The sequence below is a fragment of the Streptomyces sp. NPDC002619 genome (assembly GCF_042889305.1).
Classification (GTDB): Bacteria; Actinomycetota; Actinomycetes; order Streptomycetales; family Streptomycetaceae; genus Streptomyces.
The window spans coordinates 1-22,446 of sequence record NZ_JBIAQV010000023.1; the positions used below are offsets into that span (position 1 = coordinate 1).

Annotated in this window: 21 protein-coding genes and 1 pseudogene; 12 read left to right on the plus strand and 10 right to left on the minus strand. The window is 70.5% G+C overall.

The features are described 5' to 3' along the window. A pseudogene (locus ACFYXB_RS29050) lies at positions 1 to 191 on the minus strand (hypothetical protein); the annotation flags it as partial. A gap of 103 nt (positions 192 to 294) precedes the next feature. Here ACFYXB_RS29050 and ACFYXB_RS29055 point away from each other — a divergent pair. Continuing rightward, the gene (locus ACFYXB_RS29055) at positions 295 to 1,149 is read left to right on the plus strand and encodes a hypothetical protein (protein ID WP_389587339.1); all 855 of its coding nucleotides are present in this window, start codon (positions 295 to 297) and stop codon (positions 1,147 to 1,149) included. 169 nt (positions 1,150 to 1,318) lie between these two features. After that, positions 1,319 to 1,705 (plus strand): tyrosine-type recombinase/integrase, encoded by a 387-nt coding sequence (locus ACFYXB_RS29060; RefSeq protein WP_389587341.1) that lies wholly within the window; start codon positions 1,319 to 1,321, stop codon positions 1,703 to 1,705. A 46-nt stretch (positions 1,706 to 1,751) separates the two neighbouring features. Here ACFYXB_RS29060 and ACFYXB_RS29065 read toward each other — a convergent pair whose 3' ends face one another. Continuing rightward, a complete protein-coding gene (locus tag ACFYXB_RS29065) occupies positions 1,752 to 2,249 on the minus strand; it encodes a hypothetical protein (protein WP_389587343.1) in 498 nt (165 codons plus the stop codon). A gap of 152 nt (positions 2,250 to 2,401) precedes the next feature. On the opposite strand from ACFYXB_RS29065, the gene ACFYXB_RS29070 reads away from it, so the two are divergent. Together ACFYXB_RS29070 and ACFYXB_RS29075 are read left to right on the plus strand one after the other, a co-directional pair. After that, positions 2,402 to 2,959: a SigE family RNA polymerase sigma factor gene (locus ACFYXB_RS29070; RefSeq protein WP_389587345.1), complete on the plus strand. Its 558-nt coding sequence runs from the start codon at positions 2,402 to 2,404 to the stop codon at positions 2,957 to 2,959. Further along, positions 2,956 to 4,188, plus strand: a complete 1,233-nt coding sequence (locus ACFYXB_RS29075; protein WP_389587347.1) for a WD40 repeat domain-containing protein — start codon at positions 2,956 to 2,958, stop codon at positions 4,186 to 4,188. Before ACFYXB_RS29070 ends, ACFYXB_RS29075 begins: the two co-directional genes overlap by 4 nt. Here the strand turns inward: ACFYXB_RS29075 and dapA are convergent, their stop codons facing one another. Then, positions 4,189 to 5,115 (minus strand): 4-hydroxy-tetrahydrodipicolinate synthase, encoded by a 927-nt coding sequence (gene dapA / locus ACFYXB_RS29080; RefSeq protein ID WP_389587349.1) that lies wholly within the window; start codon positions 5,113 to 5,115, stop codon positions 4,189 to 4,191. Positions 5,116 to 5,288: 173 nt separating this feature from the next. On the opposite strand from dapA, the gene ACFYXB_RS29085 reads away from it, so the two are divergent. The 4 genes from ACFYXB_RS29085 (at position 5,289) to ACFYXB_RS29100 (ending at position 7,579) form a co-directional block, all read left to right on the plus strand. Next, positions 5,289 to 5,423 (plus strand): hypothetical protein, encoded by a 135-nt coding sequence (locus ACFYXB_RS29085; RefSeq protein ID WP_389587351.1) that lies wholly within the window; start codon positions 5,289 to 5,291, stop codon positions 5,421 to 5,423. Further along, complete coding sequence (locus ACFYXB_RS29090) at positions 5,420 to 6,085, plus strand: hypothetical protein (protein ID WP_389587353.1); 666 nt, start codon at positions 5,420 to 5,422, stop codon at positions 6,083 to 6,085. The genes ACFYXB_RS29085 and ACFYXB_RS29090 overlap by 4 nt, the downstream gene beginning before the upstream one ends. A gap of 96 nt (positions 6,086 to 6,181) precedes the next feature. Next, positions 6,182 to 6,835, plus strand: coding sequence for a helix-turn-helix domain-containing protein (locus tag ACFYXB_RS29095; RefSeq protein WP_389587355.1), 654 nt, complete (start codon positions 6,182 to 6,184; stop codon positions 6,833 to 6,835). A 3-nt stretch (positions 6,836 to 6,838) separates the two neighbouring features. Next, on the plus strand, positions 6,839 to 7,579 hold the full coding sequence (locus ACFYXB_RS29100) for an SRPBCC domain-containing protein (protein WP_389587357.1): 741 nt from the start codon (positions 6,839 to 6,841) through the stop codon (positions 7,577 to 7,579). Between the two features lie 15 nt (positions 7,580 to 7,594). Here the strand turns inward: ACFYXB_RS29100 and ACFYXB_RS29105 are convergent, their stop codons facing one another. Further along, the gene (locus ACFYXB_RS29105; protein WP_389587359.1) at positions 7,595 to 9,421 is read right to left on the minus strand and encodes an endonuclease/exonuclease/phosphatase family protein; all 1,827 of its coding nucleotides are present in this window, start codon (positions 9,419 to 9,421) and stop codon (positions 7,595 to 7,597) included. A 261-nt stretch (positions 9,422 to 9,682) separates the two neighbouring features. On the opposite strand from ACFYXB_RS29105, the gene ACFYXB_RS29110 reads away from it, so the two are divergent. From ACFYXB_RS29110 to ACFYXB_RS29120, 3 genes are all read left to right on the plus strand, one after another. Next, positions 9,683 to 11,110: a hypothetical protein gene (locus ACFYXB_RS29110; protein ID WP_389587361.1), complete on the plus strand. Its 1,428-nt coding sequence runs from the start codon at positions 9,683 to 9,685 to the stop codon at positions 11,108 to 11,110. Positions 11,111 to 11,317: 207 nt separating this feature from the next. After that, positions 11,318 to 12,766: an alkaline phosphatase PhoX gene (locus ACFYXB_RS29115; protein WP_389587519.1), complete on the plus strand. Its 1,449-nt coding sequence runs from the start codon at positions 11,318 to 11,320 to the stop codon at positions 12,764 to 12,766. 362 nt (positions 12,767 to 13,128) lie between these two features. Then, positions 13,129 to 14,712, plus strand: a complete 1,584-nt coding sequence (locus tag ACFYXB_RS29120; RefSeq protein ID WP_389587363.1) for a TROVE domain-containing protein — start codon at positions 13,129 to 13,131, stop codon at positions 14,710 to 14,712. Positions 14,713 to 14,760: 48 nt separating this feature from the next. Here the strand turns inward: ACFYXB_RS29120 and ACFYXB_RS29125 are convergent, their stop codons facing one another. Continuing rightward, a complete protein-coding gene (locus ACFYXB_RS29125; RefSeq protein ID WP_389587365.1) occupies positions 14,761 to 16,215 on the minus strand; it encodes an MFS transporter in 1,455 nt (484 codons plus the stop codon). Positions 16,216 to 16,363: 148 nt separating this feature from the next. Here ACFYXB_RS29125 and ACFYXB_RS29130 point away from each other — a divergent pair, with 148 nt between their 5' ends. Then, positions 16,364 to 16,930, plus strand: a complete 567-nt coding sequence (locus ACFYXB_RS29130; RefSeq protein ID WP_389587367.1) for a TetR/AcrR family transcriptional regulator — start codon at positions 16,364 to 16,366, stop codon at positions 16,928 to 16,930. 64 nt (positions 16,931 to 16,994) lie between these two features. Here the strand turns inward: ACFYXB_RS29130 and ACFYXB_RS29135 are convergent, their stop codons facing one another. From ACFYXB_RS29135 to ACFYXB_RS29155, 5 genes are all read right to left on the minus strand, one after another. After that, complete coding sequence (locus tag ACFYXB_RS29135; RefSeq protein ID WP_389587521.1) at positions 16,995 to 18,197, minus strand: TerD family protein; 1,203 nt, start codon at positions 18,195 to 18,197, stop codon at positions 16,995 to 16,997. Between the two features lie 71 nt (positions 18,198 to 18,268). After that, complete coding sequence (locus tag ACFYXB_RS29140; protein WP_389587369.1) at positions 18,269 to 19,258, minus strand: zinc-dependent alcohol dehydrogenase family protein; 990 nt, start codon at positions 19,256 to 19,258, stop codon at positions 18,269 to 18,271. Continuing rightward, the gene (locus ACFYXB_RS29145; protein WP_351356344.1) at positions 19,255 to 20,109 is read right to left on the minus strand and encodes a carbohydrate ABC transporter permease; all 855 of its coding nucleotides are present in this window, start codon (positions 20,107 to 20,109) and stop codon (positions 19,255 to 19,257) included. Before ACFYXB_RS29145 ends, ACFYXB_RS29140 begins: the two co-directional genes overlap by 4 nt. Continuing rightward, on the minus strand, positions 20,106 to 21,044 hold the full coding sequence (locus ACFYXB_RS29150; protein WP_351356347.1) for a sugar ABC transporter permease: 939 nt from the start codon (positions 21,042 to 21,044) through the stop codon (positions 20,106 to 20,108). Before ACFYXB_RS29150 ends, ACFYXB_RS29145 begins: the two co-directional genes overlap by 4 nt. After that, positions 21,041 to 22,411 carry an ABC transporter substrate-binding protein gene (locus ACFYXB_RS29155; RefSeq protein ID WP_389587372.1) on the minus strand — a complete coding sequence of 457 codons (1,371 nt, stop codon included), beginning with the start codon at positions 22,409 to 22,411 and terminating at the stop codon, positions 21,041 to 21,043. Before ACFYXB_RS29155 ends, ACFYXB_RS29150 begins: the two co-directional genes overlap by 4 nt. Positions 22,412 to 22,446: the final 35 nt, after the last annotated feature.

Genomic DNA, 22,446 nt, shown 5'->3' on the forward strand with positions numbered 1-22,446 from the left:
ATCAATGCGGTGTTGATCAGGCCGACGCCGAGGTTCATGTTGATCCAGTCAGCGAAGCTTTCGCCGACCGTGGTGCACAAGATCTTGATGATCCAGAACCAGATCGTGACCTCGGGAACCTTGTTCAGCATCTGCCGAGCGGGTGTTCGAAGATTCTCGGGCGTCGTCGTGGTCGTCATGTGGCCCCTCATGTACAACGGGTAGCAGCACGGAGGGAGTGCCCTCCCGTCCGCGCAACGCTAGACCGTCTACAGGCGTGTAGACAAATGCAGTCTTGATCCGTAGGGTGCCCGGGTGACTTCGATAGCTCGTCATGCCCGTTCGGGCAGAACTGCCGCAGGCGTCTTCCGGGGCGCGGTTCGCGTTCCCGGAATCATCACCGTCTTCTGGATCGTCAAGGGGTTGTCGACGGCGCTGGGGGAGGGGGCCTCGGACTATCTCGTCCAGGCCATGGTGCCGCAGCTCGCGGTGATGCTCGGATTCGTCGCCCTTCTCGTTGCGCTGGTGGTCCAGTTCCGCCAGGCTCGCTACTGGGCGTGGACGTACTGGTTCGCCGTCGCCATGGTCGGCATCTTCGGGACGATGGCCGCCGACGTGATGCATGTGGCCCTCGGCGTGTCCTACACCCTCTCCAGCGCGCTGTACGCGGTGCTGCTGCTGGCCGTGTTCTGGCTGTGGCGGCGCACCGAGGGCACCCTGTCGATCCACACCATCGACTCCCCGCGCCGTGAGGCGTTCTACTGGGCGACAGTGGTCGCCACCTTCGCCATGGGCACCGCGCTGGGCGACTTCACCGCCTTCACCCTGCACCTGGGCTACTTCACCTCCGCGGCCGTGTTCGCGGTGCTGATCCTCATTCCGGCGGTGGGGTACCGCTGGCTGCGCTGGAATCCGGTGTTCTGCTTCTGGGCCGCCTACGTGATCACCCGTCCGCTCGGCGCGTCGATCGCCGACGGCCTGGGAAAGCCCCGCTCCGTCGGAGGTCTCGGCCTCGGCGACGGGCCGGTCGCTCTGGTCCTGCTTGCCCTGATCGTGCTGATGGTCGCCTACCTGGCGGTGACCAAGGCGGACGTCCAGCGTGTGCACGAGTCCGCCGCCGCACCGGAATCGGCCGCCGCGCGCGTACAGCGGGCAGGTGGGGGACAGTGATGGCTTGCCCCGGTGGCGGGGGCGGAGCAGTACCCCGCCTGGCGCCTTGGGCCATCTCGCGGTGCGCCGTCGGTCACACCGCATCGGAGGGCGCGCACTGAACTCAACGCCCAAGCCCTTGATGAGGCAACACTCCGAGCTGCCGTGGAGGACCCTGGACGGTCCGCCCGTGACGGCATCGCTCTTGTTCGTCAGCGCTCGGAACCAGGCCTTGAACCGGCTGCGCTTCAACCCGACGGTGTGGCGACCCGCTCTCACTTCCGCCGGCATCCCGCTCGGACGCGAGAACGGCATGCACGCCCTCCGCCACTTCTACGCGTCCGTGCTCCTGGACGCGGGGGAGAGCATCAAGGCCCTGAGCGAGTACCTCGGCCATCACGACCCGAGCTTCACGTTGCGCACCTACATGCACCTGATGCCGAACAGCGAGGCCCGCACCTGGGCCGCCGTGGATCGGGTCTTCCAGAACTCGGGCAGCACTGAGGACGGCCCCGAGACGGCTCACGGGGCACAACGAGCCCGTGACCTGCACCTACCTCAGAACAGCCACAACTGAGCCGTGTCCCCGAGCGCCCTTCCGCCGCCTGCGGGAGGGCGCTTCGTCACAGGGAAGTGGCGAAATCCGCCAGGGCCGTGAAGTCGGGCTCGCGCAGGCCGATGCGGGGGTCGACGTGGTGGAGCAGGGCCGGGGCGGGGTGACGGGCGGCCACGTAAAGGGTGTCGGCGGGGCTCTGCTCGTCGTCGATCCAGGCGAACGGGCGGCCGGTCGCGTACGTCACGATCGCCTCCGTCTTCCAGTGCACCCCGTCGGGGCGCACGGCGAACAGCCCGGTGCCGAAGTCGACGTACGGCAGCTCGGGAAGGCCGACGACCGGGGCGATCCAGCGGTTGGCCTCGGCCATCCACGTGGTCGCCCAGCACAGGTCGTAGCCGAGGCGACGCAGCGCCGGACCGTGGGCCGGATTCAGCCAGACGCGCAGGATGCGGCCGGGATGGAGGGGGACCCGGATCGTCGTATAGCCCTCGGGGCGCCGCTCCGGCTGCGCGGCGTACGGGTTGAGGGGGCCGTCGACGTCGAGGAACAGCAGGGGGCGGCTCACGGGGACAACGTACGGCAGCCTTCAGCGCGGGCCTGTTGAATTTCCGCGGCCGGATTTTCTCGTGGGGCACGCATAGTGGCGGGTCCCCGCGCGCGTCCCATGGGGCAGAGGGGACGGGCACCGGGTCCGCCCGGGGGAAGCGGAAGGTGACGATGGATGCCGAAGCGCGGGAGAACTTCCGGGAGTTCGTGGCGAACCGGTCGTCCGCGCTGCTGAGGACGGCCGTGCTGCTCAGCGGAGGGGACCGGCACGCGGCCGAGGACCTGCTGCAGAGCGCACTGGTCAAAGCGGCCGGGCGATGGCAGCGGATCGACGAGCCCGAGGCCTATGTACGGCAGATCCTGTACCGGCAGCAGATCAGCCGCTGGCGACTGAAGTGGCGCCGGCGCGAGGTCACGGTCGCCGAACCGCCGGAGACGGCGACGGCCACGGACGCCTCCGCCACCGCCGAATTGCGCCTCGTGCTGCGCGCCGCGCTGTCCCGGCTCACCGCCCGCCAGCGCACCGTCCTGGTGCTGCGCTACTTCGAGGACCTGCCGGAGGCCGACGTGGCCCGCCTGCTGGGCTGCTCGGTCGGCACCGTACGGTCCACCACCCATCGCTCCCTGGCCCGGCTGCGCATCCTCGCGCCCGAGTTGGCCGCGCTCGGTGCCGACCCCGCCGACCAGCCGCCGTCCCGTGACTTCTCGCCCGTGGAGGTGCGTCCGTGAACGTCGAGGAACTCGTACGGGACTGCCTGCGCGAGCAGGCCGCGCAGCAGCGGCCGCTCGGCCCCGGGTTCGCCGATCGCGTGCTGGCCGCCCGCCGGCGCCGCCGTACCCGCCGGCTCGCGTGCGTCGCCGCCGCCACGGCCGCCGTGGTCGCCGTCGCGGTGGCGGTGCCGTCGCTGAGCTCCGGGCGGCACGACTCGCTGCCCGCCGGTGTGCTCCACGGCACCGGCACCACGGCCCACCCCGACCAGTCGCCGCCGCGCGAGCTGATCGCCGCCGGGAACGTGGCGCTGGCCGCCTACTACACCGAGGGCCTCGTGAAGCTGTCGGCCGACGCGGGCGCCACCGCCCGCACCTACTGGCTTCTCGATCCGCGGACTGGGAGGTATGAGAAGGACTCGCGGTGGGGCTTTGTCGCCGTCGCCCCGGGGATGCGGACCGCCGCCGTCCTGGAGCGGAGCATGCCCGCGCGCCGCATCGGGCTGCTCGACCTCGCCACGGGGAAGGTCGAGCGGTGGATCCAGCTCGCCCACGGGGTCGGGGGACTGACCTTCTCGCGGGACGGGAGCAGGCTCGTCGCGACGACCTACGCCGAGCATCCCGATCTGCGCCGGAAGGAGACGGTCCACGACGCGAAGGGCAGGCCGCACGACGAATGGCTGGCGTGGCCCGGCGCGTCGAGCCGCAGCGGCTTCTCCGTCGTCGACGTCGCCACCGGCCATGAAGGCCCCTGGAGCAAGGTCTCGCCAGGCCGCGACACCGTGGGCCGCGCGGACTTCTCCTTCACCCGCGACGGAGCGCTGGTGTACGCGCGGATCATTGGCGGCAGGGACGGCATGCAGCGGTTCTACGACCTCGCGGGCAAGGGGGTCGCCGCGCCCGCGAAGGAGCGGTATCTGCGGTCGGACGTCGGTGCGCGGCTCTCCCCGAGCGGCACGCTCGCCGCGGTCGGTCTGACGGCCGAGGCCAAGGACAAGTCGTGGTCCAAGATCGTCGACCCGGCCACCGGCAAGGAGATCGCCAGGGTGCGCGGGGCCGAGCTGCTCGCCTGGGCCGACGGTCGGCGACTCGTCGCCTGGGAGCGGACGCCGGGCGCGGCCGAGTACCGGCCCCGGCTCGTGCTTGTCTCGATCGGCAGTGACAAGGTCGTCCAGCTCAGTGGCACGCGTGAGCAGGACGGCCCCCCCGGGCGGAAGAACGTCTGGCAGCCCGTCTTCGCCGAGCGTTGATCAGCCCGTCACGTACGCCCCGGCCACACACTCCTCGTACGCCGCCAGCAGCCCCTCGGTCGCCTCCCGGCCGGCAGGCAGCAGGGGTGCGCGCACCGGGCCTCCGGGCAGACCGAGCCGGTTCAGCAGGGCCTTCGCGGTCACCGTGCCCGGCAGGCCCGCGTCCATCATCGCCTCGATGAGCGGTGTGGCCCGCTGCTGCAGGCGGGCCGCGCCGGCCGTGTCGCCCGCCTCGAACGCGGCCAATATGGTGGCGACTTGACGCGGGACGACGTTCGCGACCGTGCTGACACAGCCCGCGGCGCCCACCGCGCGGAGGGCGAGGACGTGTTCGTCGCAGCCCGCGTAGTACGCCAACTCTGTGCGGGCCAGCACCTTCTGGGTGCCGAGGAAGTCGTAGGAGCAGTCCTTGACCGCCACGATCCGCGGATGGTCCGCGAGCCGGATCAGCGTCTCCGGGGCGATCCGGGTGCCGGTGCGGCCCGGGATGTCGTACAGCATCACCGGGAGCCCGCTCGCGTCCGCGACCGCCCGGAAGTGCGCCTCAAGAGCATCCTGCGGCGGCTTGCTGTAGTACGGCGTCACCACCAACACCCCGTCCGCGTCCGCCTTTTCGGCGGCCAGGGTGCCCTCGACCGTGTGCCGGGTGTCGAAGGTGCCGACGCCCGCGACGATCGGCACCCGGTCTCCGACGGCCTCCCGGACGGCGCGGATCAGCTCGGCCTTCTCGGCGTCCGAGGTCGTCGGGGACTCGCCGGTCGTGCCGTTGAGGACCAGGCCGTCGCAGCCCTCTGTCACCAGGCGGGCAGCCAGGGCCCGGGCGCCGTCGAGGTCCAGGTCTCCGTCCTCGGTGAAGGGCGTGACCATCGCGCAGAGGACGCGGCCGAAGGGAGGGGCGGGCGTGGGCGTGGTGTCCGGGGTCGTCATGGGAGTAGTCTCGGCACGCCGACAGCGTAGCTCCACTTAAATCTTCTACGAGATATTTCTAAGTGTTGCTACGGAGTAATGGGGTTGCGCAGGACAGGCCCTGTGTCCAACTCGGCCCCTCGTGGGTCACTATGGGCCGGGACGGTCACCGACTGCAGGTCATGGGAGGCGCCATGAAGCTCGGCAAGGCACTGGCCACCGGGGTCGCGGAGGAGCGGCCGCTCGTCCATGAGGAAGCACTCGAAGTACCCGAAGAGGCCGGGGAGATCGAGGTCCCCGCGTCCGAAGAGGTCCCGGTCGCCCGATGAGGCTGCGGCTCCCCGTGGAACGCCCGACGGAGCCGCCGACCGGATACAAGATCGCCCACCCGGTGCTGTCCCAGGACGGCACCCGGGCCGGGTTCACCGGTGTGTCGCTGGGCGGCGCGCTGCCGTACGGCGTCCTCGACGACGCGTCCTGCGTCTACGGCCGACGGCACAGCCCGCCCGCGCGGCTGTGCGACTGCGGTTTCCACTGCGTGCACGACCGCACGGCCGCCGAGGCGCTCCTGTGCACCGCCGAGCACCGGGCGGCGGTCCTGCTCGAAATCTCCGTCCTCGGCGCCTACATCCGCTTCGAGCGCGGCTTTCGCTATGCCAGGCAAAGGGTGCGTACGGCCACCGTCGGGCCGTGCGTCTGCGGGGCGGGTGCCGCCGCGCTGGCCGACGCGGGCTGGGGCCGCCCCGGCTGGCGTGCCCTGGCGCCTGCTTGTGCCGGTTGTGTGCGTGGTCGTACGTCCCTCTCGCTCGCCGGGTTCGCCCGGCTCGCCGGCGACGGGCTGCGGGTGGTGGCCGGCGATGGGCGTGAGGTGGCCGGGTCCGAAGGGCTCGGTGTGCCCGAACTCGTGGCGGAGGCCGCCCTGTTGCGGGCCCGCCTCGACTGGTTCCAGACCCAGCTGGCCCGGCTGGGGGAGGGGGAGGGTCAGGGCTGAGGGCGGTCCCGTCCTGCGGGTGGCGTTTCGCCATGCCCTTTCACCGAACATCTGAGTCGTCTGGACAAAAAAACTGTTCGGTGAGACTGTGGACGCATGCTGGACGTGACCGTGATCGAGGACCCCGAGGCCGCCGCCGTGTCGCTGGACCCCATAAGGGCCCGGCTGCTCGCCGAGCTGGCCGCCGCGCCCGCGTCCGCCGCGATGCTGGCCGGCCGGGTAGGGCTGCCCCGGCAGAAGGTGAACTACCACCTCAAGGCGCTGGAGCGGCATGGCCTGGTCGAGCTGGCTGGTGAGCGCCGCAAGGGCAATGTCACCGAGCGGCTGATGCGCGCGACCGCCGCGTCGTACGTCATCTCGCCGCTCGCGCTCGCCTCCGTGCAGCCCGACCCGGACCGCTTCCGGGACCAGCTGTCCGCCCGCTGGCTGCTCGCGCTCGGCGCGCGGCTCGTGCGGGACGTCGGCACCCTGATCACCGGCGCGACCAAGGCCCGCAAACGGCTGGCGACATACGCGCTCGACGGCGAGGTCCGCTTCGCCTCGGCCGCCGACCGGGCCGCCTTCGTCCAGGAACTGACGGCGGGCGTGAGCGCCCTGATCCGCAAGTACGACGCCCCCGACACGGAGGGCGGCCGGGACCACCGGATCGTCGTCGCCGTCCATCCCACGGTCAAGGACCAGCCCTCAACCACGGTCGAGGACCAGCAGACCCCGGCAATCGATCCCGCACCGAATCAGCAGGAGCCCTGAACCATGTCCAAGGAATTCGAGATCGTCCGCGAGTTCGAGGTCGACGCCACGCCGGAGCAGGTGTGGGAGGCGATCACGAACGGCACCGGCGGATATCTGTGGCCGATGGAGCCGCCGGAGCCGCGTGTCGGCGGCGGGGGGCCCTTCGGGTCCACGATCACCGCCTGGGACCCGCCGCACCGCTACACCAACCGCGTCGAGAACGTCGACGGCATCTCCCAACAAACCCTCAACCAGCTCGATTACGAGGTCGAGCCCCGCGACGAGGGCCGGCGCGCCTGGGTGCGGTACGTGCACAGCGGCATCTTCGTCGACGACTGGGACAACCAGTACGACGGCGCCGCCAAGCACACCGACTTCTACATGCACACCCTGCGCGAGTATCTGGTCCACTTCGCGCCCCGGCCGGTCGCCTTCGCGACCTTCGACGGCCCCGAGGCGTCCATGGCCGCCGACGCCTTCACCGCCGTGGGCCGTGCGCTCGGCCTCGCGGACGACACCGCCCAGGGCACGCGCGTCCATGCACGTGGCCCCGAGGGTCAACTCATCGACGCCGTGGTCGACTTCCGCAACCCGTACTTCATCGGGCTGCGTACCGACAACGCGCTCATCCGGTTCTTCGGCCGCAACCACTGGGGCGCGCCGGTCGGCATCTCCGTGCACGACTTCGCCCCGGACGCCGACGCCAAGGCGGACGAACTCGCCTGGCAGGGCTGGCTGAAGGGGGCGTTCAGCCAGTCCTGAACCAGGGAAGGGCTGTTACGGGCGGAACCGCAGCACCTGCGGGTCGTGGTCGCTGACCTGGTCGTTGAACTCCGAGTTGATGTGCACGCTGTCGTACTCGAAGCCGCAGTCGCGCCGGATCGCCGGGCTGATCAGGATCTGGTCGAGGACCTGCGAGTTGCCCTGGTAGTCGTAGGTGTAACGCTCGCTCTTGGGCAGCGACTTGATCGCCGACCACAGCTCGCCGTCACCCTCGAGGATCCGGGTGGTGTCGGAGAACTCGAAGTCGTTCAGGTCGCCGAGCGCGATCACGTCCGCGTTCTTCTGGACCTTGAGGAGGTCCTCGACGAAGGCGTGCTCCGCCGTCGCCTGCGCGTGTCGCTGGGTCTCCGAGCTGCGCACCGGCGGCTGGTACTGCGCGGTCAGGCCCTGGTCGCCGCCCTTCGAGGCGAAGTGGTTGGCGATCACGAACACGGCCTTGCCGCGGAAGACGAACTCGCCCACCAGCGGCTTGCGGCTGGTCGTCCAGGCGGTGTTCGCCGGGTCGATACGGCCCGGCGAGACCGTCAGGGCCGCCTTGCCGTGCACCTTGGTGACTCCGACCGCGGTGGTGGAGTCGCCGCCCGCGCGGTCCGTGAAGGACACCTGCTCAGGGTTGAACAGGAACACCTGGCGGATGTTGCCGCCCGGCTCGCCGCCGTCCCGGTCGTTGACCGGGTCGATCGAGCGCCAGTCGTACTTCGGGCCACCGGCCGCGACGATCGCGTCGATCAGCTTGTTCACCGTCACGTCGGCCGCGACCGTGCCGTCGTCCGTGGCGCCGTTGTTGTCCTGGATCTCCTCCAGGGACACGATGTCGGGCGACTGGAGGTTGTTCACGATTGCGGAAGCGTGCTCCTCGAACGTGGCGTCGGACGGGTCGAGGTTCTCGACGTTGTACGTCGCCACCGCCAGCTCGCGGCCCGACTGCTTCCGCGTCGTCTCCCGCTCCAGGCCGCCGCTCTTCAGCGTGCCGAGCTCGCTCGCGACCAGCGTGTAGCCGCCGTACTGGTTGAAGTCCAGGGGGCCGGTGGTCGGGCCCTCCAGGGTGTCGCCGACGTTCGCCGTCGGAAAGTCGGCGGTCGAGCCCAGCGTCTGGATCTGCAGGCGGCCGGTGTTCTGCGCGTCGTAGGAGCCGTACACCGTGCCGCCGCGGCGGTTGCGGTGCTCGTGCGGCTTCACCGTCACCCACAGCTCGGTGTACGGGTCGGTGGCCGTGACCACACGGGCGTCGGCGACCTGGACGTTCATGCCCTCCAGGGACTCGTAGTAGTCCAGGGCGTACGTCGACGGGGCCAGGGCCAGACCGTTGACCGAGCCGCCCGCGGCGGTGTCGCCTTCCGGGGTGTACTCGTCCGGCACCGACTTGGCGTCGATCACCGTGGGCGCCGGGACGGCGTTGCCCGTGGAGAGCGCGGTGATCGCCGGCTTGGTGATCTCCGTCAGCGACTGGTTGCCGGTCGAGGCGCCGCCGGGGACGTACTCGGAGACCGTGCCGGTGACCGTGACGGAGTCACCGACGGCGACCTTCGGCGTGGAGCTGGTGAAGACGAAGACGCCCTCGCTGGTCGCCGGATTGTCGTCCGGGGTCGCGTCCTGGATCCAGAAGCCCCTGGAGGAGCCGTAGGTGCGCGTGCCGGTGACGATGCCGGGCACGTCCGTCACCTTCTGGCCGGCGTACGGGGATATCCGGGTCGTGCCCTGGATGTCGTGGATACGGACCGTGTCCGCGTGGGCGGGCGAGGTGAGCACGACGGACGACGCCGCGCTGCAGACGGCGGCGACGGTGAGCGCGGCGAGACGCGCGGAAGACCTGCTCGGCAAGGGATCCCTCCGGGGACGAACGTGAGCGCCGTGACGAGGGCGGAACGTCGGGCGCGTGCTTGGTCGGGGCAACGCGCGTAGAAACCGAGTGAACAGTTGTCGCCTCGATTTCTACGCGCGTCAATCTCCTGCCTGTGCACGGGAGTTGTCAAGGTTTCGGCCATGTACTGGGGTCGACCGGGAGATGAACCGGGCGGCATGGGTGGAAATCCGTCTAGGCTGAGCGGCTGAGTCCTGTCCAGGCCCGAGGAGAACCAGCCGATGTCAGACAGCTCCCCCCTGCCGCCGGTGCGGCTGCATCCCGAAGCGGAGCTGGCCCGCGCCGCACTGTCCACGCCGCTGCTCTCCCGCGCCGCCCGCCTCGCCCGCTGGGCCGGGCCGGACACCCGCGTCGACGCCGGCGGCGGCCTGGTCGAGGAGCAGCTCCCGGCCGCGGCCGAGGCGCTCGACCTGACCGGGGTCGACGCCGCCGCGTACACGAGCGAGGCCTGGCGGGTCGCCGTGGACACCGGCCTGGTCGAGATCGTCGACGAGGAGGCCGGGACCGTGACAGCGGGGGAGGAGCTGGCCCTGCTCACCGGCGGCTCGCCGCACGATGTGCTCGCCGTGTGGCTGACCGCCCTGGACACCGTGCTCGCCGACGCGAGCGTGCCCGATCTGGACGGACTTGTGGACGCCCTGGACGAGGGCGGCGAGGTCGACTTCTCGTCACTCGGCTGGGACCCGGAGGCGGAGGCCGAGTTCCTCGACGGCGTCCTCGGCAACCTGTATCTGCTCACCGTCAACGAGGACACCCCCGGCGACGGCACCGTCCCGCTGCCCGCCCTCGCCGCCTCGATGATCGTGCCCAGCGACATGGGCGAGCCGACCAACGACGTCCTGGAGCAGATCTCCGACGCGATGATGCGCCTCGACGACCAGTTCCGGCTGCTCGAACCGGTCGGGCTCGTGGAGTACGAACCCGTTGACGAGGCGCTGATGGCCGACCCCGAGGAGGAGCCCGCGGCGCCGGTCGACGACACCGACGTCACCCGCTACGGCATGGTCCGGCTCACCCCGCTCGGCGCCTACGGGCTGCGGGCGCGGCTGCTGGAGGCCGGCTTCGAGGCGCCCGCGGTCGGCGAACTCGTGGACAAGGGCGCGGACGCCCTCCTCGACGGCACGTCCGCCTTCCCGCCGGCGGCGGCCCAGGCCGAGACCGAACAGTGGCTCACGCGCCGCGAAACCCTCGCCGCCGCACGGGAGTTGCTGGCCGCGGCACGCGGCGGCGACGCCGGGGGGCCGCTGCGGCGGCTGCGCTGCCAGCAGGCCCTGTCCCTGGTCGGCGCGGAGGCGGAACCCGCGCTCCGCGAGGTGCTGGACGACCCCGAGTTGGGCGGTCTTGCCCGGGTGTGGCTGAGCGAACGGGGCGCGTCCGACGTACCGGCGCCGTCCCAGGACCTGGTGTTCTGGCTGACCGTCGACACGGTGGCCGCGCAGTTGGCGGCCGAGGGCAACTCGGAGGAACTCCAGGCCCTCGTGGAGGGGCTGGCGGCCCAGCACAGCGGGTTCTTCACGGCGGCGTGGCGGGTGGAGCACCCGGCCACCGCGGACGTCCTGGAGGCGATGGGGCGACTGCATCCGGACAAGAAAGTCGCCAAGGAGGCCAGGAAGGCGGCGTTCAAGGCGCGGTCGCAGCACGGGGGGTGAGACCGGTCGGCAAGGGCGGCGGCATCGTCCGACCATTACTCGAACCAGAGTGTTTTTTGCGTCTCCTGGGAAAGTGCATACGGATTCATGGAAGAGGGTCCGATGAAGACGCCCGGTGTTCAACTCCCGTTCAGGGTCGAGCGGGACTGTTTCGCCGAATCGACGTCCGCCACCCTCCACGGCACTCCCACCGTCACAGGAGACACCATGTCGCTCAGCCGCAGGGACTTCGCCAGAAAATCCGCGATCACCGGTGCCGGTGTCGCGCTCGCGGGTAGCGTCGGCGCCCTCGCCAGCGCCCCGAACGCCCTGGCGTCCACGGACACCGAGAGCGTCGGCGAGGAGTCGGCGGCCGGACACCACGGCGTCGGCTACGGGCCGCTGCTCCCCGACCCGGACGGCCTCCTCGCGCTGCCCGCCGGCTTCAAGTACCGCGTCATCACCTACAGCGGCAAGACCAAGCTGGAATCCGGCGAGTTCACGCCGTCCAACCACGACGGCACGTCCACCTTCGAGGGCCCCCGCGGCGCCACCCTCCTCGTCAACAACCACGAGCTGGCCGGCCCCCGTGCCAACTGGCCCTACCCGGTGCCGCTCACCGAGGGTCTCGTCTACGACCCGGCCGCCGCCGGCGGCTGCACGGTGGTCGAGGTCCGCCGCGACCACGTCGCCGAGTGGGTCGGCGTCGCCGGCACCGCCACCAACTGCGCGGGCGGCAACACTCCTTGGGGCACCTGGCTCACCTGCGAGGAGACCGAGGAGAAGGCCGGCACGAACGGCTTCACCAAGGACCACGGCTACGTCTTCGAGGTCGACCCCGAGGACCGCCGCGCCAACCGCGACCCCAAGCCCATCAAGGCGCTGGGCCGTTACGCCCACGAGGCCGTCGTCGTCGACCCCAAGCGCGGTCACCTGTACCTGACCGAGGACGCGTCCAACCCCAACGGTCTGCTGTACCGCTGGACCGCGCCCGAGCACTTCCACCACGGCCGCGGCAAGCTGCGCACGCTCGCCGACGACGCGGGTGTCCTCCAGGCCTTCAAGTGCTTCGACTCCGGCGGCCAGTTCGTCGACGACCTCTCCCGCGCCACCAAGATCGGCACGGTGTACGGCGTCGACTGGATCGACGTCCCGGACCGCGACGCGAAGACGACCTCGACGCGCAAGCAGTTCACCACCGGCCAGATCACCCGCGCCCGCAAGCTCGAGGGCATGTGGTGGGGCGACGGCGGCGTCTACATCGTCTCCTCGTACGCCCGTACGGAGAGCCCCGGCCAGGCGCACGACGGTGCCGTCTGGTTCTACGACCCCAAGCGCCGCACCCTGACGCTGAAGGTCCTGATCGGCGTCAACCCGGACCCGTCCGTCGACGGCGCGTTCGACGGCCCGGACAACATCACCGTCTCCCCGTACGGCGGCCTCGTCATCGCCGAGGACGGCGAGGGCATCCAGCACCTGTTCGGCGCGACCGACAGCGGCCGCACCTACCCGATCGCCCGCAACGAACTGAACATCGGCACCGCCGAGAAGCCGGAGTACAGCGAGTTCACCGGCGTCACCTTCTCGCCCGACGGAAAGACCCTGTACGCCAACATCCAGACCCCGGGCATCATGCTCGCCATCACGGGTCCGTGGAAGCGGCAGAAGCGCGGCTGACCTTCGGCCCGCGGTAATTCACTCGCACCGCCAACGCTGCGCCTCCTACAGTGAGATCATGACGTCACGCACCTCCCGGTGCGATGGCAGCGGCTACTTCTTCTCGTAAAAGAATCCGATGCCGCGGCCGACTTGATCTCGGGAGGCGCAGCTCATGGTGGGTGCCCGGTGCGCAGGCAACGGTTACTTCATTGGATCGGACGGTTGCGGGTTCGAGTCCCGTCATCGACTTCGGGTCGGTGTAGCTCAATCGGAAGAGCATCTGGCAAAGTCCGTCGCCGACTCCTGAACTCGGGCACCCACCTATTGCTGCGCCTTCCTCCGACGGAACCGAAACGGAACTGAATTCGGGGGAATTCACCATGGCGCGATTCAACACCAGGGCCGCCAAGGCGCAGCCGGTCTCGAGGGTCACCTCGACGGGCCGTGTACTGCGCACGTACGAGGGCGGCCGGGGCCACGAGCGGGACGCACGCTCCGAGCTGTTCCTGCTCGCCGTGTCCAACTTCGTGTCCCAGCAGACCTTCTACGAGTCCGGCGCCGACCGCGACGACCGGTTCGCGAAGCTCGTACGGGAACTCGCCGTCGCCGATCCGTCCTGGACCGCCGGCCTGCTCGGCTGGCTGCGCGGCGAGGGCAACATGCGCACGGCGTCGATCGTGGGCGCCGCGGAGTACGTGAAGGCGCGCCTCGACGCGGGAGCCACCGGCGGTCCGTCGAACCGCCAGGTCGTGGCTTCCGTGCTCCGGCGCCCGGACGAGCCCGGCGAACTGCTCGCGTACTGGACCGCGGTGTACGGCCGTGCCGTCCCCAAGCCGGTCAAGCGCGGCATCGCCGACGCCGTACGGCACCTCTACAGCGGCACGTCGCTGCTGAAGTACGACACCGCGTCCAAGGGCTACCGCTTCGGCGACATCCTCAACCTCGTGCACGCGGCGCCGGACCCGGACAAGCCGTGGCAGGGCGAGCTGTTCCAGTTCGCGCTCGACCGTCGGCACAACCCGGACACTGCCGTGCCGCCCGCCTCGAACCGTGTCCTGACCGCGCACCGCGAGCTGATGGCGCTGCCGGTCGAGGAGCGCCGGGCGGTCGTCACCGCACCGGACGGTGCCGAGCGGCTGGCCGCGGCCGGGATCACCTGGGAGGCGCTGGCCGGGTGGGTCCAGGGGCCGATGGACAAGGCGGCCTGGGAGGCCGTGATCCCGTCAATGGGTTCGATGGCGCTGGTCCGCAATCTGCGGAACTTCGACGAGGCGGGAGTCTCCGACGAGGTGGCGGGGCGGGTCGCGGCGAAGATCAGCGACCCGGCGGAGGTGGCACGCTCGCGGCAGTTCCCGTTCCGCTACCTGGCCGCGTACCGCCACGCGCCCTCGCTGCGCTGGTCGTACCCGCTGGAGCAGGCGCTCGGCCACTCGCTGGCCAACGTGCCTGCGCTGCCCGGCCGCACGCTGGTGCTCGTCGACCGCTCGGGCTCGATGTTCTACTCCCGCCTCTCGGACCGCTCGGAGCTCAACCGGGCCGACGCGGCGGCGGTCTTCGGCGCGGCGCTCGCGCTGCGGGCGGCGGACGCGGACCTCGTCGAGTTCGGCACCGACAGCCGCAAGGTGCGGTACCGCAAGGGCCAGTCGGTGCTGAAGATCCTGGACCGCTTCGGCGACCTGGGCGGCACCGACACGACCGGTGCGGTGCGTGCGCACTACAGGAAGCACGACCGGGTGCTGATCGTCACGGACGAGCAGTACGCGTACAGCCGGCACGGCGACCCGACCGAACAGGTCCCGTCGCAGGTGCCCGTCTACACCTGGAACCTCGCCGGGTACCGCCCCGGCCACGGTCCGTCGGGGAAGGGGAACCGGCACACGTTCGCGGGCATGTCGGACGCGGCGTTCCGGATGGTTCCGCTGCTGGAGTCGGCGCGGGACGCGGACTGGCCCTGGGCGGCGTGAGACAGGAAGCACGGCCCGCACCTCCACGGGGGTGCGGGCCGCGCTTCGTCACGGGATGGCGGGCCGGGCGGCCTTCGGCTTCCGGCCCGTGATCACGAACGCCGACACCAGAAGGGCGGCGAGTGCGATCAGTGCGCCGACGCCGAACGCGCGGGACGCGCCGTGGGTGAGGATCTCGGCCGGGGTGCCGCTCGCGTGCCGGGTCGCGGTCCCGAACACCGTGACCAGGACGGAGAGTCCGAGGGTGCCGCCGAGCCACTGCAGGGTCTGCAGAAGGCCGGAGGCGGCGCCCGCGTCGCGCGGCTCGACCGCCGCGAGGATCGTCGCGTTGAGCGGCATGAAGCTCAGGCCCACGCCCACACCCACCAGCAGCAGCGGGCCGAGCAGCCCGTCCGGGTAGCCGTCCCCGGGCTCCAGCCGCCACAGCCATGCGGAGGCCGCGACGAGCAAGGTCATACCGGTGAGCAGCACCGGCTTGGCACCGAACCGCTGGAGCAGACGCGGCGCGAACCGTACGGTCGTGAACATCACCATGGTCATCGGCAGGAAGGCGACCCCCGCGCGCAACGGGCCGTAGCCCAGGGCCTGTTGGGTGATCAGGGTGAGGAAGTAGAACGCGCCGAACATGCCCGCGGGCAGCAGCAGGACCCCCGCGTAGCCGCCGGCCCGGTCGCGGTCGGCGAACAGGCGCAGCGGCATGATCGGCCGGTCCGTCCGGGACTCGATCAGGGCGAAGCCGACGAGCAGCGCCGCCGCCGTACTGAAGCCGAGCAGCGCCTGGGTGTCGCTCCAGCCCGCCTCCGAGACCCGGATGAACCCGTACACCAGCGAGGTCGTGCCGGCCGTGCCGGTGAGCGCGCCCGCCGCGTCGAACCGGCCCGGGTGGCGCGGGGTCTCGGTGACGAAGCGGGGCAGCGCGGCGGCCACACCCACGCCGATGGGTACGTTGATCAGCAGCGCCCAGCGCCAGGAGGCCCAGGAAGTGAGCATGCCGCCGAGGACCAGGCCGACGGAGGCGCCGATGCCAACCATGGACCCGTAGACGCCGAGCGCGTGGTGGCGGCGCGGGCCCTCCGGGAAGCTGGTGGCGATCAGGGCGAGCGTGCTGGGTGCGACGAGGGCGGCGCCCGCGCCCTGGAGCGCGCGGGCGGCCAGCAGCCAGGCACTGTCGGTGGCGAGACCGCCGAGGAGGGAGGACAGCGCGAAGACGAGAACGCCGGTGGTGAGGGTACGGCGGCGGCCGGCGATGTCGCCGATGCGCCCGCCGAGCAGCAGCAGGCCGCCGAAGGTGAGGGTGTAGGCGTTGAGCACCCAGGACAGTCCGGTGGGGGAGAAGCCGAGATCCTGCTGGATGCCGGGGAGCGCGACGTTGACGACGGTGGAGTCGACGCCGACCATCAGGTAGGCGGTGACGATGACGAGGAGGACGGTGCCGAGCCTGGCGGGCTGCGGTGGTGCGGAGAGCGCGTCGTGGGCGGTGGACGGTGCGGACGGGGTGGACATGAGGTTCTCCCGTTGTGGCGTCCCCGGTCGAGGCGTGAAAAGGGCAGGGCGGAGCTGCCCACGGAGCATGCGACGGTAAGCGGGGACTGTCTCCGTTTAGTTCTCGATAAGATACGGAGAGGGTCCCCGGTTTGCAAGGAGTAGCTGGATGACGCAGGTCAGGCCCATGCGTGCGGACGCTCGGCGCAACTATGAGCGGTTGCTCGAGGTGGCGGCCGAGGCCTTCGCCGAGCATGGGGAGAACGCGTCGCTCGACGACATCGCCAAGCGGGCCGGTGTCGGATCGGGCACGCTGTACCGGCATTTCCCCACGCGCCAGGCGCTGTTGGAGGCCGCGTACGTGGACCGGATCGAGGCGATGGCGGTTCGCGCCGACGAGCTGGCCGAGGAACTGCCGCCGGGCGAGGCACTGGCGGCGTGGCTGCGCGAGCTGTGCGTCGGCACGATCCAGGTCCGCGGGATGAAGACGCTGCTGGGTTCGGCCGTCACGGACGGCAGCACCGTCGCGCTGACGGCGTGCGCGACCTCGGTCAAGGGCGCGGCGACCCGACTGGTGGCGGCGGCACAGGCGGAGGGCGCGCTGCGCGCGGACATCGAACCGATCGAGGTCCTGCGCCTGGCCCACGGCGTGGCGACGGCCTCGGAACTGGCGAACGGGCGCGGCGAGCAGATCGACCGCTATCTGGCGCTGCTGACGGAGGGGTTGAGGCCGTAGACCGCGCCAGGGTGCGCGCCGGGCGCCCCCTTCGTCGGGGGCGCCCTGAGGCTCGTACGACTGGCTACAGCGCCTCGGCGCCCGGCTTCACCATGTTCCGTACGGTGCGCGCCTTCACGAAGTCGCCCAGCGCCGTCATCTCCCACTCGCCGGAGAACTGACGGATCAGCTTGGCCATCAGCACGCCCGTCTGCGCCTCGGCGCTGGTGAGGTCGAAGCGGACCAGTTCCTCGCCGGTCGTGCCGTCCAGGAGGCGGCAGTAGGCCTTGGCGACCTCCGTGAACTTCTGGCCGGAGAAGGAGTTCACGGTGAAGACCAGGCCCGTGACGTCCTGCGGGATACGGCCGAGGTCGACCGCGATGACCTCGTCGTCGCCCCCGCCCTCGCCGGTGAGGTTGTCGCCGGAGTGCTTGACCGCGCCGTTCAGGATGGTCAGCTTGCCGAAGTAGCAGCTGTCGATGTGGTTGCGCTGCGGGCCGTAGGCGATGACCGAGGCGTCCAGGTCGATGTCCTTGCCGCGGTACGCGGGCTCCCAGCCGAGGCCCATCCGCACCGTGGACAGCAGCGGGCGGCCGCCCTTGACGAGGGACACGGTCTGGTTCTTCTGGAGGCTGACCCGGCCCTTGTCCAGGTTGATCTTCCCGGTGCCGGGCGCGGGTGCGGCGGGCGGGGCCGGGGGTGCGGCGGGCGTGGGTGCCGTGACCGGCGGCTGGGCGGGCGGCGGCGGGGTCACCGGCTGGGCGGCGGCCGGGGCGGGAGCGGCCGGTGCGGCCGGTTCCTCCACCGTCACGCCGAAGTCGGTCGCGATGCCCGCCAGCCCGTTCGCATACCCCTGGCCGACCGCGCGGGCCTTCCATGCGCCGTTCCTCAGATAGATCTCCACGATCACCAGCGCCGTCTCCGCGCCGAGCTGCGGGGGCGTGAACGTGGCCAGGACGCTGTGGTCGTCGCCGTTGCGGATCGTGGCCGTCGGTTCGATGCCCTGGAAGGTCTGGCCCGCGGCGTCCGGGCTCGCCGTCACGACGATCTTCTCGATGCCCGGCGGGACGGCGGCGGTGTCCACCGTGATCGCGTCCGGCGCGGCACCGCCGCCCGAGCGATACGTCACGCCCGGGCCGCTCGGCTGGTTGTAGAAGATGAAGTCGTCGTCGGAGCGCACCTTGCCGTCGGCGGTGAGCAGCAGGCCCGATACGTCGAGCCGCACCGGGGCGGCGACGTCCACCGTCACGCGGGCGGCGGACAGAGGGATGTTCGAGCCGGGGGTCATAGCTGTCATGCCGGGTGAACGAACGACATCACTTTGCCGTTCCCTTACCGACGCCACGACCCCCGATCGGCTCAGGGCACCACCACGATCTTCCGCCCCACCCCCGCCGCGAACTGCTCCAGCGCCTCCGGGTAGCGCTCCAGCGGGATGCGGTCGCTGATGAACACCTCGGGGTCGAGGACGCCGTTCGCGAAGAGTTCCGCCGCGCGCTCGAAGCTGTGGAGCACCGCCATGGAGCCGGTGATGGTGATCTCCTGGTTGTAGATGCGGTACGGGTCGATGGTCACGCGGGTCGCGTAGTCGGCGACGCCGAACTGCAGGAACGTGCCCGCCTTGGCCACCCGGTCCAGGCCGTCCTGGATCGCGGCCGCGTTGCCCGTCGCGTCGACCACGACGTCCCAGCCCTGGGGGCGCTCCAGTTCGTCCGCGTTGGCCGCGGAGGCCGTGACGCCCAGCCGGCGGGCGGTCTCCAGGCGGGCCGGGTTCACGTCCACCATGTCCACGCTGGCGGCGCCGGTGCGCTTGGCCAGCTCCAGCATCATCAGGCCCATCGTCCCGGAGCCGTAGATCAGCACATGGGAGCCGAGACGGGACTGGAGCACGTCGTAGCCGCGGACCGCGCAGGACAGGGGCTCCACCAGCGCTGCGTCCTGGGTACGAACGTGCTCCGGGAGCTTCACGCAGTTCGCCACCGGCGCCACCGCGTACTGTGCGGCCCCGCCCGCCGTCGTCACGCCGATCGCGGCCCACCGCTCGCAGAGGTTGTTGTGTCCGGTACGGCAGTAACGGCACTCGTAGCAGTAGAGGGAGGGGTCCACCGCCACCTGGTCGCCCACCGCCACCTCCGTGACCTGCGTTCCCACGCCGACCACCTCGCCCGCGAACTCGTGCCCCGGAACGATCGGCAGCTTCGGCGCGAACTCGCCCTGGAGGATGTGCAGATCGGTGCCGCACAGCCCGCACGCCGCGACCTCGACGACGACCTCGCGGGGTCCTGGCGTCGGGTCGGGGACCTCGGTGACGACGGCGCGGCCCACGGACTCGATGACGGCGGCCTTCATTTCACGGCTCCCAGCGACAGGCCCTGGACCAGCTTGTCCTGGGCGGCGAACCCCGCGGCGAGCACCGGCAGGGAGATGACGAGCGACGCGGCGCACACCTTGGCCAGGAACAGGCCCTGGCTGGTGATGAAGCCGGTCAGGAAGACGGGGGCGGTCTCGGCGACCACGCCCGTGAGGACCCGGGCGAACAGAAGTTCGTTCCAGCTGAAGATGAAGCAGATCAAGGCCGTTGCCGCGATTCCGGGCAGGGCGATGGGGGCGACGACGCGGGTCAGGACGGTAGGGAGGCGGGCGCCGTCCACCCTCGCCGCCTCGATCACGGCGACCGGGACCTCGGCGAGGAACGACTGCATCATCCACACCGCGATCGGCAGGTTCATGGCGGTGTAGAGGATGACCAGGAGCCAGATGTTGTCGAGCATCCCGGCGTTCTTCGCGAACAGGTAGATCGGCAGCAGGCCGGCCACCGCCGGCAGCATCTTCGTGGACAGGAAGAAGAACAGGACGTCGGTCCACTTCTTCACCGGGCGGATCGACAGGGCGTACGCCGCCGGGAGGGCGAGGAGCAGGACGACCAGGGTCGACGCCACGGACGCCACCACCGAGTTGATCAGCGCCGGCCATGGGCTGGCCCCGCCGCCGGTGCCGAAGAACTCGCGGTATCCGTCGAGGGTGAGGGAGGCGGCGAAGGACGGCGGGTTGGTCGCCGCGTCGGCCTCCGAGTGGAAGGACGTCAGCGCCATCCACGCGATGGGCAGGAAGAACAGGATGCCGAGCAGCCAGGCCACCAGGCCCAGACCGGCGCCCTTGCGGTTGGTCTTGTGGGGGACGCGTACGGCCGTGGCACTCATGCGCGGGACACCTCCTCGCGGAACAGGGACGACACCACGCGCAGGGCGAAGGTCGCGATGATGATCGAGCCGATGACCACCAGGACGCCCGCGGCCGAGGCGAGGCCGTTCTCGTGGGCCTGGTAGAAGCTCTGGTAGACGGTGTAGGGGAGGTTGGCGGTGCCCAGGCCGCCGGACGTGATCGTGAAGACCGCGTCGAAGTTCTGGACGATGTAGATCGAGCCCAGCAGGGCGCCGAGTTCGAGGTAGCGGCGCAGGTGCGGGAGCGTCAGATGGACGAAGATCTGCCAGTCGCTCGCGCCGTCCACCCGCGCGGCCTCGATCTGCTGCTGGTCACGGCTCTGCAGGCCGGCGAGCAGGATCAGCATCATGAACGGCGTCCACTGCCAGACCAGGGAGGCCTCGACCGCGAGCAGCGGGGTGCCCGAGATCCAGTCCGGCTGTGGGCCGCCCACATAGTGCAACAACCCGTTGAACAGTCCGTATTCAGGGTTGTAGAGCACATGCTTCCAGAGCAGTGCGGCGGCCACGGGGACGACCAGGAAGGGGGCGATCAGGAGGGTGCGGACCACGCCCCGGCCGCGGAACTTCCGGTCCAGCAGCAGGGCGAGGACGAGGCCCAGGACGAGGCTGGCCAGGACCACGGCCACCGTGAGGAGCACGGTCGTCCACACCGAGTGCCGCAGGTCCGCGTCGGTCAGGACCTGCCGGTAGTTGTCGACGCCGGTGAAGTGGCGGGCCTTGGGGTAGAGGGCGTTCCAGTCGAAGAAGGAGATCACCAGCGTGGCCACGAACGGGAGTTGGGTCACGGCGATCATGAAGACGAGGGCGGGCAGCAGCGGGGCGCGGGTGGCCCAGGCGCGCAGTCGGCCGGAGGGCTGTCGCATGGCGCGTACGGGGGTGGTGGCTATCGGTGCGGTCGTCGTGGCGGTCATCGTCCCTCGTACTCCTTGGAGATCTTCTCGGCCAGCTGCTGGGACTTCTTCAGGGCCGAGTCGACGGACTGGCGTCCGGCGATGGCCGCGCTGATCTCCTGGGAGACCTTGGTGCCGAGGTCGGTGAACTCCGGGATGCCGACGAACTGGATGCCGGGCGCGGGGCGGGGCTGCACCCCGGGGTCGTTGGGCCGTGCGTTCTCGATGGCCTCCTTGGTCATGTCCTGGAAGGCGGCGGCCTCCGCGCGGTAGGCGGCGTTCGTGTACGTCGACGCGCGCTTGCCCGCCGGGACGTTGGACCAGCCGCTCGTGTCGCCGACCAGCTGCTCGTACTGCTTGCTGGACGCCCAGGAGACGAACTTCCAGGCCTTGTCGGGATTGCGGGAGGCCTTCTGGATGCCCCAGGCCCAGGTGTAGAGCCAGCCCGAGGAGTCGGTCTTCTCGACGGGCGCGGGGGCGTAGCCGAGCTTGCCCTTGACCGGGGACTTGGCGGCCTCCAGCAGGCCGGCGGCGCTCGTCGCGTCGTACCACATGGCGACCTTGCCCTGGGTCATGTTGTTGAGGCACTCGGCGAAGCCGGACTGGGCGGCGCCGGACTCGCCGTGCTTACGCACCAGGTCGACATAGAACTTCGTCGCCTTCTCGAACTCGGGGGAGTTCAGCTGGGCCTTCCAGTCCTTGTCGAACCAGGTGCCGCCGAAGGTGTTCACGACCGTGGTCAGGGGCGCCATCGACTCGCCCCAGCCGGGCAGTCCGCGCAGGCAGATGCCCTTCATGCCCGGCTCGGCGCCGTCGGCCTGCGCAGCGATGTCGGCGACCTGGGTCCAGGTCGGGTGGGCGGGCATCGTCAGGCCCTTCTTGGCGAGCACGTCCTTGCGGTACATCAGGAAGGACGACTCGCCGTAGAAGGGCTGGCCGTAGAGTTTGCCGTCGTCGCCGGTCAGGGACTGGCGCATCGGCTTCAGGACGTCCTGTTCGTCGTACGCCGGGTCCCGGGCGACGTAGGGGTCCATGTCGTGCAGCCAGCCGTTGCGGGCGTAGATCGGGATCTCGTAGTTGGAGAGCGTCGCCACGTCGTACTGGCCGGCCTGGTTGGCGAAGTCCTGGCTGATCTTGTCGCGGACGTCGTTCTCGGGCAGGACCGTGAAGTTGACCTTGATGCCGGTGTCCTTGGTGAAGTGGGCGGCGGTCAGCTTCTGCAACTCGGTCATCTGGGGGTTGTTGACCATCAGCACATTGATGGAGTCACCGCCGGAACCGGACCCGCCCGCTCCGACCCAGCAGCCGGAGAGCAACGGGGCGAGCAGCGTCCCTGCGGCGGCCATGGCGAGCGTGACTCGCGGCCTCCGTCGGCTCTGGGTGCGCATTGATCGCTCCTGGATATATGGGGGGATAAGGGGCG

Bases quoted from the DNA above. Each gene is read 5' to 3' on its own strand.
- ACFYXB_RS29130 (WP_389587367.1), top strand. From the start codon at position 16,364: ATGACGCAGGTCAGGCCCATGCGTGCGGACGCTCGGCGCAACTATGAG.
- ACFYXB_RS29095 (WP_389587355.1), top strand. From the start codon at position 6,182: ATGCTGGACGTGACCGTGATCGAGGACCCCGAGGCCGCCGCCGTGTCG.
- ACFYXB_RS29100 (WP_389587357.1), top strand. From the start codon at position 6,839: ATGTCCAAGGAATTCGAGATCGTCCGCGAGTTCGAGGTCGACGCCACG.
- ACFYXB_RS29140 (WP_389587369.1), bottom strand. From the start codon at position 19,258: ATGAAGGCCGCCGTCATCGAGTCCGTGGGCCGCGCCGTCGTCACCGAG.
- ACFYXB_RS29125 (WP_389587365.1), bottom strand. From the start codon at position 16,215: ATGTCCACCCCGTCCGCACCGTCCACCGCCCACGACGCGCTCTCCGCA.
- ACFYXB_RS29115 (WP_389587519.1), top strand. From the start codon at position 11,318: ATGTCGCTCAGCCGCAGGGACTTCGCCAGAAAATCCGCGATCACCGGT.
- dapA (WP_389587349.1), bottom strand. From the start codon at position 5,115: ATGACGACCCCGGACACCACGCCCACGCCCGCCCCTCCCTTCGGCCGC.
- ACFYXB_RS29155 (WP_389587372.1), bottom strand. From the start codon at position 22,411: ATGCGCACCCAGAGCCGACGGAGGCCGCGAGTCACGCTCGCCATGGCC.
- ACFYXB_RS29085 (WP_389587351.1), top strand. From the start codon at position 5,289: ATGAAGCTCGGCAAGGCACTGGCCACCGGGGTCGCGGAGGAGCGGCCG.
- ACFYXB_RS29145 (WP_351356344.1), bottom strand. From the start codon at position 20,109: ATGAGTGCCACGGCCGTACGCGTCCCCCACAAGACCAACCGCAAGGGC.
- ACFYXB_RS29090 (WP_389587353.1), top strand. From the start codon at position 5,420: ATGAGGCTGCGGCTCCCCGTGGAACGCCCGACGGAGCCGCCGACCGGA.
- ACFYXB_RS29070 (WP_389587345.1), top strand. From the start codon at position 2,402: ATGGATGCCGAAGCGCGGGAGAACTTCCGGGAGTTCGTGGCGAACCGG.
- ACFYXB_RS29110 (WP_389587361.1), top strand. From the start codon at position 9,683: ATGTCAGACAGCTCCCCCCTGCCGCCGGTGCGGCTGCATCCCGAAGCG.
- ACFYXB_RS29120 (WP_389587363.1), top strand. From the start codon at position 13,129: ATGGCGCGATTCAACACCAGGGCCGCCAAGGCGCAGCCGGTCTCGAGG.
- ACFYXB_RS29135 (WP_389587521.1), bottom strand. From the start codon at position 18,197: ATGACCCCCGGCTCGAACATCCCTCTGTCCGCCGCCCGCGTGACGGTG.
- ACFYXB_RS29150 (WP_351356347.1), bottom strand. From the start codon at position 21,044: ATGACCGCCACGACGACCGCACCGATAGCCACCACCCCCGTACGCGCC.